Below are 13,000 nucleotides of genomic sequence, written 5' to 3' on the forward strand. Positions count from 1 at the left end.
GAGGCAGTTGATCATAAACTGTTGAAAAATTTATTGCCTGATAAATGCAATATTTTCTCTTTGTTATGATGAGGATGGCAGAAATAAAAAGAAGGAGCATCTACCACAAACCGATAACCTTAATGGAGCTTTTTTAGCGATGCAAATAGAGAATTTATTAATTGATGAAAGTATAGAAAAAGCGGCTTTGGAAGCATTAGAAAAATCGATTCTTTATTATCGAGGGCGACCAATTGGTACAGTAGCAGCCTATGATAATTCTGTAGAGGCTCTCAATTACGATCAGTGTTTTGTTCGAGATTTTGTTTCTTCTGCCTTAATTTTTCTGGCTAAAGGTAGAACCGATATCGTTCGGAATTTTTTGGAAGAAACTTTAAAGTTACAACCTAAAGAAAGGCAACTAGATGCTTATAAACCAGGTAGAGGTTTAATTCCGGCTAGCTTTAAAGTTGTCAATGATAATGGTGAAGAATATTTAGAAGCAGATTTCGGCGAACACGCTATCGCCAGAGTTACGCCTGTTGATTCTTGTTTGTGGTGGATTATTTTATTACGGGCTTACGTTGTCGCTACAAAAGATTTTTCTATAGCTTATCAGCCAGAATTCCAAAACGGTATTCGGCTGATTATGGAAATTTGTTTGGCGAATCGTTTTGATATGTATCCTACTTTATTAGTTCCTGACGGTGCTTGTATGATTGACCGTCGTATGGGTATATATGGTCATCCTCTAGAAATTCAAGTTTTATTTTACACGGCAATGCGGGCGGCCCGAGAACTATTAATTTGTAGTGGCAATCAAGATGTTGTCGCCGCAATTGATAATCGTTTGCCCCTTTTATGCGCTCATATTCGTCAACATTATTGGATAGATATTAATCGTCTAAATGCCATTTATCGTTTTAAAAGTGAAGAGTATGGCAAAGCAGCAGTTAATCTATTTAACATCTATGTAGACTCTATTCCCTATTACGAATTAGATAAATGGCTACCGAGAAAAGGTGGTTATTTAGCTGGTAATGTCGGCCCTTCACAGCTAGATACGCGATTTTTTGCTTTGGGTAACTTGATGGCAGTTATTTCAGATTTAGCGACTGAAGAACAGTCACAAGCAATCATGACTTTGATTGAAGAAAGATGGGACGATTTAGTAGGAGATATGCCGATGAAAATCTGTTTCCCAGCTTTGGAAGATGAAGAGTACAGAATTGTCACTGGATGTGACCCTAAAAATATACCTTGGTCTTATCATAATGCTGGCAGCTGGCCTGTTTTGATGTGGATGTTGGCAGCCGCCGCTATTAAAACTGATAGAACAAGTTTAGCCAGAAAAGCTGTAGAAATTGCTCAATCTCGGATTTGTGACGATGAATGGCCCGAATATTATGATGGCAAAAAAGGCCGATTAATCGGCAAACAAGCTAGGAAATATCAAACTTGGACTATTGCTGGTTTCTTATTAGCTAAAGAATTACTTAGTGATTCTTCTCACTTACCTTTGGTAAGTTTTGACAAGTTACCTCCAGAGTTAGTTTCTAGAGCCTGTGAGTTTGAAATTGGCAGTGTAAATCCTTATGTATCTTGATAGAGATTATAGGGAAAAATAGATTTTATTTTGTTCAGAATGAACAATTTTTGCCAAGACCTTTGTAACTAATAAAGGTCTTTTTCATTTTTCACAGACAGAGTTTAAAAAATAAATGCCATAAATTTTGTCTTGATGCGTCACTCTGAATATTTTATGATTATTTAGTTTTGAGAAATTTGATATGGAAAATTCTCTTGATTGAGCGGCGATCGCTAGTAAATCTCATCTAGATTTAGTATATTTTTTTACTTTAAACTTACGCTAACTCTAAAAACTGAACAGCAGTACAATAGTTGTTTGTCTTCAATCAAATATAATACATTCAACAAACTTTACATTTTTAGTTGTAAAAGTTACGAACAATGGTGCTGTGCTTTTTAATTATTGTGTGTACTTGTTTAATCACTGGCTATTTTTTATTAAAAGACAGTCAGCGCGACATTGCCCATTTACTAGGCATATTTGGAACTCTTAGCCTGATTTTGGCTTTAGTTTTAGCTCCTTGGCAGATTTTGATTGTACTATTGCTATCAGGATTGATTAGTACAAATTTTAAATATCGCACAAACAATCTCAACCATATACAAGTCGAATTTACCCAACAGCCTGTTAACAAAATTAAAGCCGATCATCATTTAATTTATCGTGGTGTTACCTATTTAACTCACTCAAATGGAGTATCCCAATTACAAGAAAGCCATCAACTAAGTTATCGAGGAAGTACTTATTTAAGTGGCATAGATTCTCAAGTCCTAACCCCTGAAACAATTCCACCAGAAGCAACCTGTCAATTGAGATTTAGAGGAAATCCTTATTACATAAATAAAACTACAGTTATCCAAGAAAAAATTACGACAACTTCTTTACCTGTAGCACATTAATCAGGTCGCAAATTATTAATAATAATCTAGTTTTTTAGAAACTCAAAAGTCACCATTATTATGGTTGTTACTGGGAGATATTCTAAAAAATTTGTCAGAATGTAGGTAAATAATTTTAAAATTTCCCAATCAGATTTTATACATCCCCAAAGACAGGGGAAATGTTTTCATGACTAACGCCCGTCAAATAGCTTTTATGGCCCTGCGAGATGTTCATAAAGGTGCTTATGCTGATGTTGCTGTCGATAGAGTGTTGCAAAAAGTAAAATTGCCAGATAGCGATCGCCGTTTAGCGACAGAATTAATTTATGGCAGTGTGAGAAGGCAACGGACTTTAGATGCATTAATTGACCAACTCGCCACAAAAAAATCTCAGCAGCAACCACCCGAACTCCGCACTATCTTACATATAGGTTTGTATCAACTACGTTTTCACGAGCGCATTCCCGCTTCGGCGGCGGTGAACACTACTGTGGAACTCGCTAAACAAAATGGTTTTTCGGGACTCACAGGTTTTGTCAATGGTTTGCTACGCCAATATCTGCGGCTAGTTGACAATTGTGTTGAACCCCTGAAATTACCAGATAACCCAGTGGAACGTTTGGGAATTTTACATAGTTTTCCTGACTGGATTATTCAGATGTGGTTAGACCAAATTGGTGTGGTTGAGACGGAAAAACTCTGTGAGTGGATGAATCAAACACCAACAATCGACCTCCGGATCAATCCCCTCCGCACTAATTTAGAGGAAGTAGAAGCAGCTTTAACATCAGCCGGGATTTTAGTGAGGCGGATTCCTCATTTACCCCAAGCTTTGCGCTTAATTAGTAGCCCTGGGCCAATTCAAAATTTACCTGGGTTTAGCGAAGGTTGGTGGGTAGTACAAGATAGTAGCGCGCAATTAGTCAGCCATTTTCTTGACCCCCAACAGGGTGAAGTGGTGATTGATGTTTGTGCTGCACCCGGGGGAAAAACGACCCATATTGCCGAATTAATCCAAGATAACGGAAAAATTTGGGCTTGCGATCGCACTGCGTCTCGACTGCGGAAACTGCAAGCAAATGCTAAACGCCTCAATTTACACTCCATTCAAATTTGTACTGGTGACAGCCGCAATCTGCCGCAATTTTACAATACAGCTGACCGCGTTTTGCTTGACGCACCATGCTCTGGTTTAGGCACTTTGCATCGCCATGCTGATGCACGTTGGCGACAAACGCCCCAAACTATCCAAGAGCTTTCACTACTGCAACAGCAATTAATATCGCATACGTCAAACTTTATCAAACAGGATGGTGTGCTTGTCTATGCTACCTGTACACTGCATCCTGTAGAAAATGAAAATGTGATTTCTCTGTTTTTGGCGGAAAATCCTGGGTGGCAAATTGAGCCTCCTCAGAATGGTACGCCTGACTCGATTTATTCTGCACCGCAAGGTTGGCTCAAACTTTGGCCTCATCTGCATGACATGGATGGTTTTTTTATGGTGCGCTTAAGAAAAACCAATGATTCCGGGTGATTACTAACTGGGATTGTACGATTTGATGGAAGCCCCAATCTACCACAGGAGGCAGCAATGGTTACTGATTCCAACGTAAAGAACTTAGTTAAAATCTTGATTGGAGCCGCTTGGATCGATGGCCAAATTCAGCCTGAAGAACGGCAATATCTCCGTGAAATTGCCCAAGCAAAGGGACTGTCTACCGATCCTGAGATTAAGCCTTGGCTTTACGAATTGGTTCCTGTGCAAACAAAAGAATGCTATGCATGGGTAAAGGAATATTTAGGCGATCGCCCTAGCCTAGAAGATTGTGAAAATCTGATCGAAGCTATCAGTGGCTTAATTTATAGCGATGGTGACGTAGCAATTGAAGAAGCAAGACTCCTGAATAAATTACAGGAGTTAGCACAAGAGGATGCGACTCAACCCGTTTACAATTCGTTGCTCAAACAAATTCAAACGCTTTATCGTCGTTGGGTTGAAGTGCAAAATTAAACTTAATAGTCCACAGTCAAAAGTCTAGATTTGCTATTTTTGACAATTGACCCTTGACTATCAACTAATTATGACTTCGGTTCACCCAGACCCGGAGTTTCTTCTTTCTCAACTTTTGGTACGAAGTCTGGACGTTCTTTGCTTTCCCAACCTACTGGACGTTTAGAATTGTACCAAGCAATGGAACCGATGGTAACAGCAGCAATAAAGCCAACTACATACACTGCTGTGAAAGCTACAGGAAATTGACCGCCTGTTGCCACTGAATCTGCTGCTTGCATTAATATATGCATGAGTATATGCTCCTAATTTATGTAACACTACTTAAGACACTATAAAATAAGCGTATCACTTACATCTCCCTCAAGTTTGAATTGCTTGGTATTTCAGTGGATACAGGACAGAGGGAATAGGGCACTAAGCAAGAGAAAAAAATCAGGTTTTAAAAAAGGGTACAGGGGTATATGTATCCAAAACCCATTATCCCTATACCCTGACACCCAGTCCAGATTTTTACGTCCAGGCGCGATCGTATTGTACTGGCCAGAGTTTTTCGTGTCCTAGTTGTTTGGCTGCGAAGTGTGGCCAGTAAGGGTTGCGCAGAAGTTCGCGTCCTAACAAAACTATGTCTGCTGCTTCGGTGCGAATTAGTTTGTCGGCTTGTTCTGGAGAAGTAATTAAACCAACTGCACCTGTAGAGATATTGGCTTCTCGACGGATACGTTCGGCAAATTGGGTTTGATAACCAGGTTTAACTGGAATACTAATCCCTGGAATAATCCCTCCAGAGGAACAATCAATTAGGTCTACACCAAAGGTTTTGAGTTTGTCACACAGTGTAATACTTTGTTCAATGTCCCAGCCTTTATCTACCCAGTCGGTGGCGGAGATGCGAACAAATAAGGGATATCCTTCTGGTAAGACTTGTTTTACGCCTTGTACAACTTCTAATAAAAGACGAGTCCGATTTTCAAAGCTACCGCCATAATGATCTTGACGATGGTTAGCTAGGGGTGAGAGAAATTGATGTAGTAGGTAGCCGTGGGCGGCATGAATTTCGATGACTTTGAAGCCTGCTTGTAATGAGCGCTTGGTTGCGGTAATAAAGGCTTGAATAATTTCTTGTATCCCTTCTAAACTCAAGGCTTCTGGTACTGGGCTATCTTTACTAAATGCGATCGCACTACTCGACACCACAGGCCGCCAACCTTCTTGAGATTCATCTAGGGCTTTTCCGCCTCGGCTGGGTTTAGCTGTACTGGCTTTTCTCCCGGCATGGGCGAGTTGAATTCCTGCCACTGCACCAAAGTTATGAATTAAGGCAACTATTTTCGCTAAAGCTTCTATGTGTTCGTCTGACCAAATACCTAAATCTTGCGGACTAATTCGCCCGCGTGCTTCTATAGCTGCGGCTTCTGTCAACACTAAACCCGCACCGCCAACTGCACGGGAAGTTAAATGTACTAAATGCCAATCATTTGCATACCCATTTGTACTAGAGTATTGACACATGGGTGAAACAGCAATGCGATTGCGAAAGGTGACTTCACGAATACTAAAGGCCTCAAACAGGTGTGCCATTGGAATAATTTCCTTGACTTGTTAGATTAGAGAAACTTTTGTTTGGCGTCAATGCTTGAGACTTCAACCTCAAGGGAATGTCCAAAAGCACCAACGCTGTTTTAATTTAATAAATTAACTATTAATTTTTGTAAAAATACGGGATGTATTAGCAAATCTATAGCGGTTGAGGGAGTGAATTTGTTTACGTTTCCTCAGTGGACTGCGACATTCCCTAGTGCCTTTTTGGGAATAGTTTATTTTTAGCAATTGTCTACTCGATCTGACTGAAATTTTTACTCAAATTTTAGCTTTTTTGGCAATTTTCGATCAGCGATCGCCACTAATTTCCACCCCGACAGTTAGCCAATTTAATAATATAGCTAAATTACTGATCAATAATGCTGCTGATTGCCTAAGAAAGTCTATAGAAATATCAAATAATCATGCTAGCAGAAAATCAAGAGTAGACTTATCTGTGACTCCTCAACGGACTACTATATATTATTAGTGAATAGTTAATTATTGTACAGATGGTTCAGTTTCAAAAGTTACTGAGAGTTTCTACTACTGGTAAATCATTTCACAATATCACTGCAAAAATAGAAGCGATCGTCGCCGAATCAGGTGTAGAAACTGGTCTTTGCACTTTATTTTTACGTCATACTTCCGCTAGTTTAGTCATCCAAGAAAATGCCGACCCTGATGTATTGGTAGATTTAGCTAATTTTATGGCCAAACTTGTTCCCGAATCAGGTGGTTATATCCACGATGCCGAAGGGCCGGATGATATGCCGGCACATATCCGTTCTGCGTTAACTCATACTTCTGAACATATACCTATTAATCGTGGTCATTTAGTATTAGGCACTTGGCAAGGAATTTATGTTTGGGAACACCGACAACGTAGCCATACACGGGAGTTAGTTGTTCATATTTCGGGCTAACAAGAAAATGAAAATTGCTGATTTAATTACATGGTTTGAAGAGTGGGCGAATCCAGCTTGGTGTGAAAGTTGGGATAATTGTGGTTGGCAAGTTGAGCCTGGTATTTTGCAGGAGTCGGCGCGAGTTTTGGTGTGTTTGACACCAACTTTGGCCGTGATGGAAGAAGCAATATGGCAAAATGCTAATTTAATTTTTGCCCATCATCCGTTAATTTTTCATCCTCCTAAATCTTTTCGCCGTGGTGAAGCGATCGCGGAAATGGTGCGGTTAGCTTTTACTCATAATATTGGGATATACACTGCCCACACTAATTTCGATCAAGTACAAGATGGTACGGCTGATGTTTTGGCCCAAATTCTGGAACTGCAAGAAGTTAAGCCGATAGTACCAACTGTTGCTGATTTGGGTTACGGACGTGTGGGGGTATTAGCACCATCACTGACATTACAAGATTTACTGACGGTAATTCAAAAACGCCTTAACCCTCCCGATTTGATTTTTTACCCAACTAATTACTTACAACAAAAAATTTCTCGTGTGGCTGTTTTAGGCGGTTCGGGAGCTAGTTACATTTCGGCGGTAGTTAAAACAGGGGCGCAAGTTTACTTAACTGCTGATTGTAAATTTCATCAATTTCAAGAAAGCCGCGATCGCGGTTTGATTTTAGTTGATGCGGGTCATTATGCAACGGAACGTCCGGCTTGCGATCGCTTGGCACAAAAATTCATATCCTTAAATCTTGACTGGGTACAGTTAAGTCAACAAGATGAAGATTTTCGGCAGTTTGTGGCGGCTAGATAAGCACCTCAGACCATTGAAAATGGTGCTATTTCAAGGATGGTTAGCTTAATCACTTTGTTTCTGAGAAAGTTCAAATATTTAGGTATATATCAATACTTTTTTATTTAACTACTTACGTGATTATATTTTTGATACCCACAGTATCAAAGTATTTTGAAGCATCATCACTATTAAATAACAGTGATATAAATCACGATAATTTGTAACATTAATCACTGGTAATTGCTGTTTAACATCAATCAGGATGACAACTTAATGTTCCACACTAGAGATATTAAATTGCTTATTATGCCTAATTAAAATGATTCGCGTACTCGTTGAATCTGCTTTTCAAACTGGATATCTTAGTGTTGAATCTGAGGGGCTGCTCCATCAAATGCTGGCGACTAAATCCTATCAGGTTGATGACTTGACGGCTCTAGCAAATCTATACGATGCAGTTATGGCAGGTAAAATCAAGCGAGAGGGAGCTTCAGAGCGATTGATCGAATGTCTCAATCAGTATAAATCTAGCTGGCTGAGTCAAGATGACAAGGGCGTAAAGGTGTGAGAGCCTAGCAATTGTACAGATAATCATTATTTACCAGTCAATCACTTATCCTAATTCGAGTCTTGATGTCAAAATCAGCAAATAACCACCCAAAATCTAAAACTCATGAGATGTTGTTGTTGAAAACCATGAAGGTCAGCAAAATAATGAGTTAAGATCAAATACATAGGGGTAAAAGTACAGCAGAGTCCCCAGACTTCCCAGTAATGCCCATGAATACAAGTAGGCAAATTACACAACCGCAATCACCACTTGTTTTGGAGTATTTGTTATTACATAATGATAGTCAAAACTCACCAGCAGCTATTGACCTGGTTAGGAAGATTCCCGAATTGTATGACTTCTATGAAGTAAACATTCGCTCTTAACAATTCTCAAACAGACCGAGTTTCTCTGGAGCAGTAAATAGTTGATGACCCAAATTTACCCTAAATTAAAATATGATCACTTAACTCTTGGGGCTGGGTCAGTAGACTTACTTTATTCTGAACTGTGAAACTAATCTCTGTTGAGATGTTATCTTATGGTGGGGTAAAACCCAATTTTTTCAGGTTTAACGTAAGTTGTTTAAAAAGGCAGAAGCAGTACATGCTACACCGCAAGATTTATCAACTGTGTTGCGATGGGCGGGAGGTATGTGTATTCTTGCGGGACCAGCAACGCTGGATAGAACGCGCCCGCATCATCGACATAGAAGGAGATTTGGTGACGCTACGCTATGAAACCGAAGAGGAAGACGAAGTTTGTTCTTGGGAAGAAATGGTTCGCCTCGAAAGTATTGGCGCAGTCACTCAAAAATTAGCTTCCGTACCACGGGGTAATGTCGAACCTCTTCTCACTGAAGATTGTCCTGAGGCTGAACGCATTCGTAACCGTTTTACCGATTCCAATCCCGATTAACTAACGATGCTCAGTACTGAGTTCTGGGTGAGGCAGATGAATTTCTCTTGACTCAGGACTCGGTAGTTGATGTGCGTTCAAAGGCTGGACAATAACCTTCTAAGGTGACTTTAAAGTTATATAAGGGTGAAGCAGGGTTCCAACAACGCTGTCCTCTTTGATGTCGGCAAGTACCGCAACAGTCAACGTCAGATAAAGTATAGCGATCGCTGCTTTGATTGAGCAACTCTCTTTGTGACAATCCCCGCAAAACAATTTCTTCTCCTTGCCAGCGTGCTTCTATTAACCCGGTATCAGCAAACTGCCGCCAACGCGGATCGTCTGTAATCGCTTCAGGTAGGGTAATAGTAATGACTGTGGCTAATTCTGTCAGTTCGCCTTCGTAGTTTGTTTCTGGGGCGGCTGGTTGGACAAATGTTTCGCCTATAGGTAGTTCTACTAAGGTGCTAGCGAGGGGCGAATGGACGTGATAGCGGTTTTGCAGTTCTTCTAAGCTAGTCAGGTCTGCTAAATAAGCTGGAGAACCATGAACAAAGAGAACGTGCTGGGGACGCAAGTTATGAATTAGCTGAGTTGTGCCAGGGCCATCACTGTGTTGAGCTAGCAGATAACTTTCTAGAACAGTGGGGACTTGATATTGTTTATTAACTTTTATGTCAATTTTTTCGGGCATGAGGATCAGCCAAGGCCCTGTGTTGGGTTGACAATACAGATTTAAGTCCGTTGTAGAGTCAGTCAGAACAATACAAGGTGACTGGCCAACAACACCACGTTTATCTGGATGCAGCCGCCTAACTCTTGGACGCACCCGTTCATCCCAAAATAAGGGTTGATGGCGGGCGAAGTTTTGTACGGATGGGGGAAGGTAAGCCAGCAGTTCTAAGTAAGCGTCGCAGCCTCGAGCGACATTACCATCGACCCAAATATCTAAATCCCGCCCGGTGAAGTGATGATGACTCCGCAGCAACATTAGTAATTCTTGTCCTAACCCTAATGCTGGTGTGGGTAAGAGTACAGAATAATTATCGGCGATCGCGCGATTAATCCGTTCTGCTAGTTGGTTTTCTTGGTTGCGGCGGTGGGGATGGCGGGATGTGCCGTAGGTTCCTTCGATAATTAGTACATTGACATCTAAGCCGCGCAATTCTTCTAGGCGCAAACCTTCGACTAGCCGAGAATTAGACAGGAAAAAGTCTCCTGTGTAGAGTATTTTGTAAGCGCGCTGCTCTGTTGTATATGTCAGTAAGATAACTACTGCCCCTGGTAGGTGTCCGGCGGGAAATAGCTCTACTACTAGACCCTCGCATAATTCCACAGGCGATCGCAACGGCAGGGCATGACACAATTGCGGAATGTCTTTGGTATCTTTATCTGACCAATTTAGCGGCAATAGCTTTGTGGTAACTTCACTGGCGTAGATAGGTAACAGTGGGAAAGCTTTGTGTAGAGCTAGCACGCCTCTAGCATGGTCTGGGTGAGCATGACTAACCAACACAACATCGGCTGGTAACGGTGAACTACCCCGACGAGCCGATTTGATTAGTCCCTTTTGCAACTGAGATATATTTCCCAGACCACAATCTAGCAAAATGCGGTGTGGCCCCATTTTGACTAGTAAACACACACCCTCATCATTATGCTGGACACTGTAAGGAAAACAGTTTAATTCAACTCCTGTTTCTTCAGTGTCAAAGCGAGAGGATGCGGATAGATTATCCCTCATGCTTTCCCCCCTCCAACCCGGTCTTCATTGATGTATCCCAAAAGCTAAGAATTCTGGCAATTTTGCTTTTGTGACCTAGGGTTAAGCTTCATAGTGCGCTCATACACCCCAAGACATGGATTTTGATTGGAGAGAACGACTTTTGCAAACCCGCACTGGTTCTCAAAAGCTAGAATTTGCTTATTTTTTTGCTGTTGCACTATTTTTAGTGTGCAGAGCCATTGCCGTGATAGTTCTCTGAATCATAAAATCCATTTTTTGTCCCAAAAAATAGACAGGCTACAGAAAATACGACTGTTAACCCTACTAGAATCAGCTTTACATCCATTTTTTACCACCTCTACTCAAGACTTTCTTATCTTAATAGACTGCTTTCCCACTCGAGCGGAATCACCAGAAAATCTTTACTATGCTTGGGTTGATGCACGAATAAGTAGATTTACTTCTCTGAATTCAGATTTTAGGGCTTTTCGGTAAACCTGTCTATCTATCCAAATTCAGAGAGTTATACCATTTCACGAAAAATATGATACAGATGTAAACCCCCAAAGCTTTGCTGTATCTCAGTTTTTTAATTGCGTTAGCGACGTACTCCTTCGGAGAAGCAAGCTACGCGTAGCTTCTCCCAAAGGGAGAAGTCCTGGCTGAAATTCCCTAGGGAAACAGCCAGCGATTTTTGCTATCTGTAAATTTAATTTACAATTAATCAATGAGTAATATTTAATACTTTTATCCCACATATTACATAGTAAATTTAGTATATGAATATTTTAATTACAAAATTTATTTATACTAAACATCTAAAAATTTAAACTTTTAGATGTTTAAAAGTTTAAACATCTAAGCATATGATAAAATTCTCACATTTTCTATTCGGACAAAAATGATCGTTACCGTCGCCGCATTTAAAGGGGGAGTTGGCAAGTCTACGACAGCATTGCACTTGGCTGCGTACTTTCAGAACAAAGCTGACACTCTATTAGTAGATGGGGATTTAAACCGCAGTGCTTTAGATTGGTCTAACCGTGGTTGTTTGCCTTTTAAAGTTGCCGATGAAGCACAAGGTGTGAGTTTAGCAAAACTGTATGAGCATATAGTGATTGACACGCCAGCCCGCCCGGCAACTAATGAATTAAAAACTATTGCCAAAGGATGCGATTTATTAGTGATACCGACTACACCAGATGCGATCGCAATTGCCGCTACACTGCAAATGGTTGAGTTATTACAACAGTTCAAAACCAACTATAAAATTTTGCTGACTCTGATTCCACCCCATCCTAATAAGGCGGGTGAAGAAGCCAGAAGTGCCTTATTAAGTGCTGGTTTACCGACATTTCAAACAGGAATTCGCCGACTGGCTGTCTTTCAACGTGCTGCTTTAGAAGGGGTTCCTGTAAATGCTGTAAAAGACCCTTACGCGCAAATTGCTTGGCGGTGTTACGCTGAAGTCGCAAAGGAGATATTGAATTAAGTTAAAAGTTAGAAGAATCAAATTATTTATTATAGGGAAGAGATTGCTTTGAATAAGAAAAAAACGAGCCGTTTTGATGATTTAATTGATGCTGCGCGTAGTCGTCAACTCAGAGATAAACTACCATCTATTGATGAGAAACCAACGGCTAGCAGCAAAAGTACTAATCCAGATTATACGCGGACAACTATTTATTTACCTAAACAATTACATCGTCAACTCAAGGCAGCAGCAGCTTCTCAAGACCGACAAATGAGCGATATTGTCACGGAATTAATTGAGCAATGGTTTTTAAATCAATCGGATTAAGTATTTTTTTGGATATTAAGCATCTTAGTTGATATGTTTCACGCAGAGGCGCAGGGGGAGAGGAACAAGCGTTTTGGATGTCGAGAAAGCCCGTTCTGTATGCGGATATGATTCAAATAGCTAGAATAACCGATACAATCGTTTAAAAAGACTGTAATTATATCAATACCGTTGCCAATTTACGAGGCTTTAAAGCCTGTAGAAACGGCATGAATACGTCCCAAAGAAGTAAGCTTGGCAAAAATCTGATTTAATAAAATAGGCTCAGGA

The 13,000-nt window shown here is 40.5% G+C and carries 14 protein-coding genes; 11 read left to right on the forward strand and 3 right to left on the reverse strand.

Annotation, left to right across the window (positions count from 1 at the left end; genetic code table 11):
• The first annotated feature begins 139 nt into the window (after positions 1 to 139).
• From H6G69_RS26665 to H6G69_RS26680, 4 genes are all read left to right on the forward strand, one after another.
• On the forward strand, positions 140 to 1,585 hold the full coding sequence (locus H6G69_RS26665; RefSeq protein ID WP_190692133.1) for a glycoside hydrolase 100 family protein: 1,446 nt from the start codon (positions 140 to 142) through the stop codon (positions 1,583 to 1,585).
• Positions 1,586 to 1,950: 365 nt separating this feature from the next.
• A complete protein-coding gene (locus tag H6G69_RS26670; RefSeq protein WP_190692134.1) occupies positions 1,951 to 2,469 on the forward strand; it encodes a DUF4278 domain-containing protein in 519 nt (172 codons plus the stop codon).
• Between the two features lie 169 nt (positions 2,470 to 2,638).
• On the forward strand, positions 2,639 to 3,988 hold the full coding sequence (locus H6G69_RS26675) for a 16S rRNA (cytosine(967)-C(5))-methyltransferase (protein ID WP_190692135.1): 1,350 nt from the start codon (positions 2,639 to 2,641) through the stop codon (positions 3,986 to 3,988).
• Between the two features lie 57 nt (positions 3,989 to 4,045).
• Positions 4,046 to 4,465: a TerB family tellurite resistance protein gene (locus H6G69_RS26680; RefSeq protein ID WP_190692136.1), complete on the forward strand. Its 420-nt coding sequence runs from the start codon at positions 4,046 to 4,048 to the stop codon at positions 4,463 to 4,465.
• Positions 4,466 to 4,533: 68 nt separating this feature from the next.
• On the opposite strand, the gene psb35 is transcribed toward H6G69_RS26680, so the two are convergent.
• Together psb35 and H6G69_RS26690 are read right to left on the reverse strand one after the other, a co-directional pair.
• Positions 4,534 to 4,758 carry a photosystem II assembly protein Psb35 gene (gene psb35 / locus H6G69_RS26685; RefSeq protein ID WP_190692137.1) on the reverse strand — a complete coding sequence of 75 codons (225 nt, stop codon included), beginning with the start codon at positions 4,756 to 4,758 and terminating at the stop codon, positions 4,534 to 4,536.
• A 220-nt stretch (positions 4,759 to 4,978) separates the two neighbouring features.
• The gene (locus H6G69_RS26690) at positions 4,979 to 6,046 is read right to left on the reverse strand and encodes an NADH:flavin oxidoreductase/NADH oxidase (protein WP_190692138.1); all 1,068 of its coding nucleotides are present in this window, start codon (positions 6,044 to 6,046) and stop codon (positions 4,979 to 4,981) included.
• A gap of 512 nt (positions 6,047 to 6,558) precedes the next feature.
• Between H6G69_RS26690 and H6G69_RS26695 the strand changes: the two genes are divergently transcribed.
• From H6G69_RS26695 to H6G69_RS26715, 5 genes are all read left to right on the forward strand, one after another.
• Complete coding sequence (locus H6G69_RS26695; protein WP_190692139.1) at positions 6,559 to 6,972, forward strand: secondary thiamine-phosphate synthase enzyme YjbQ; 414 nt, start codon at positions 6,559 to 6,561, stop codon at positions 6,970 to 6,972.
• A 7-nt stretch (positions 6,973 to 6,979) separates the two neighbouring features.
• Positions 6,980 to 7,774: a Nif3-like dinuclear metal center hexameric protein gene (locus H6G69_RS26700; protein ID WP_190692140.1), complete on the forward strand. Its 795-nt coding sequence runs from the start codon at positions 6,980 to 6,982 to the stop codon at positions 7,772 to 7,774.
• Between the two features lie 301 nt (positions 7,775 to 8,075).
• Positions 8,076 to 8,324 carry a hypothetical protein gene (locus H6G69_RS26705; RefSeq protein WP_190692141.1) on the forward strand — a complete coding sequence of 83 codons (249 nt, stop codon included), beginning with the start codon at positions 8,076 to 8,078 and terminating at the stop codon, positions 8,322 to 8,324.
• 212 nt (positions 8,325 to 8,536) lie between these two features.
• Positions 8,537 to 8,692, forward strand: coding sequence for a hypothetical protein (locus H6G69_RS26710; RefSeq protein WP_190692149.1), 156 nt, complete (start codon positions 8,537 to 8,539; stop codon positions 8,690 to 8,692).
• A 220-nt stretch (positions 8,693 to 8,912) separates the two neighbouring features.
• The gene (locus H6G69_RS26715; protein WP_017744858.1) at positions 8,913 to 9,224 is read left to right on the forward strand and encodes a DUF6679 family protein; all 312 of its coding nucleotides are present in this window, start codon (positions 8,913 to 8,915) and stop codon (positions 9,222 to 9,224) included.
• A 52-nt stretch (positions 9,225 to 9,276) separates the two neighbouring features.
• Here the strand turns inward: H6G69_RS26715 and H6G69_RS26720 are convergent, their stop codons facing one another.
• Positions 9,277 to 10,947, reverse strand: coding sequence for an MBL fold metallo-hydrolase (locus tag H6G69_RS26720; RefSeq protein WP_190692142.1), 1,671 nt, complete (start codon positions 10,945 to 10,947; stop codon positions 9,277 to 9,279).
• A gap of 883 nt (positions 10,948 to 11,830) precedes the next feature.
• Between H6G69_RS26720 and H6G69_RS26725 the strand changes: the two genes are divergently transcribed.
• Entirely contained in the window at positions 11,831 to 12,421 is a 591-nt protein-coding gene (locus tag H6G69_RS26725; protein ID WP_190692143.1) for a ParA family protein, read from the forward strand.
• Between the two features lie 48 nt (positions 12,422 to 12,469).
• On the forward strand, positions 12,470 to 12,730 hold the full coding sequence (locus tag H6G69_RS26730; RefSeq protein WP_190692144.1) for a CopG family transcriptional regulator: 261 nt from the start codon (positions 12,470 to 12,472) through the stop codon (positions 12,728 to 12,730).
• The last annotated feature ends 270 nt before the right edge of the window (positions 12,731 to 13,000 follow it).

The organism is Nostoc sp. FACHB-110, assembly GCF_014697425.1.
GTDB lineage: Bacteria > Cyanobacteriota > Cyanobacteriia > Cyanobacteriales > Nostocaceae > Nostoc_B.

What these genes read in the sequence shown, in the direction of transcription:
- H6G69_RS26710 (WP_190692149.1), top strand. Translation starts at nt 8,537, where the DNA reads ATGAATACAAGTAGGCAAATTACACAACCGCAATCACCACTTGTTTTG.
- H6G69_RS26720 (WP_190692142.1), bottom strand. Translation starts at nt 10,947, where the DNA reads ATGAGGGATAATCTATCCGCATCCTCTCGCTTTGACACTGAAGAAACA.
- H6G69_RS26700 (WP_190692140.1), top strand. Translation starts at nt 6,980, where the DNA reads ATGAAAATTGCTGATTTAATTACATGGTTTGAAGAGTGGGCGAATCCA.
- H6G69_RS26670 (WP_190692134.1), top strand. Translation starts at nt 1,951, where the DNA reads ATGGTGCTGTGCTTTTTAATTATTGTGTGTACTTGTTTAATCACTGGC.
- H6G69_RS26680 (WP_190692136.1), top strand. Translation starts at nt 4,046, where the DNA reads ATGGTTACTGATTCCAACGTAAAGAACTTAGTTAAAATCTTGATTGGA.
- H6G69_RS26665 (WP_190692133.1), top strand. Translation starts at nt 140, where the DNA reads ATGCAAATAGAGAATTTATTAATTGATGAAAGTATAGAAAAAGCGGCT.
- H6G69_RS26675 (WP_190692135.1), top strand. Translation starts at nt 2,639, where the DNA reads ATGACTAACGCCCGTCAAATAGCTTTTATGGCCCTGCGAGATGTTCAT.
- H6G69_RS26715 (WP_017744858.1), top strand. Translation starts at nt 8,913, where the DNA reads ATGCTACACCGCAAGATTTATCAACTGTGTTGCGATGGGCGGGAGGTA.
- psb35 (WP_190692137.1), bottom strand. Translation starts at nt 4,758, where the DNA reads ATGCATATATTAATGCAAGCAGCAGATTCAGTGGCAACAGGCGGTCAA.
- H6G69_RS26705 (WP_190692141.1), top strand. Translation starts at nt 8,076, where the DNA reads ATGATTCGCGTACTCGTTGAATCTGCTTTTCAAACTGGATATCTTAGT.
- H6G69_RS26725 (WP_190692143.1), top strand. Translation starts at nt 11,831, where the DNA reads ATGATCGTTACCGTCGCCGCATTTAAAGGGGGAGTTGGCAAGTCTACG.
- H6G69_RS26690 (WP_190692138.1), bottom strand. Translation starts at nt 6,046, where the DNA reads ATGGCACACCTGTTTGAGGCCTTTAGTATTCGTGAAGTCACCTTTCGC.
- H6G69_RS26695 (WP_190692139.1), top strand. Translation starts at nt 6,559, where the DNA reads ATGGTTCAGTTTCAAAAGTTACTGAGAGTTTCTACTACTGGTAAATCA.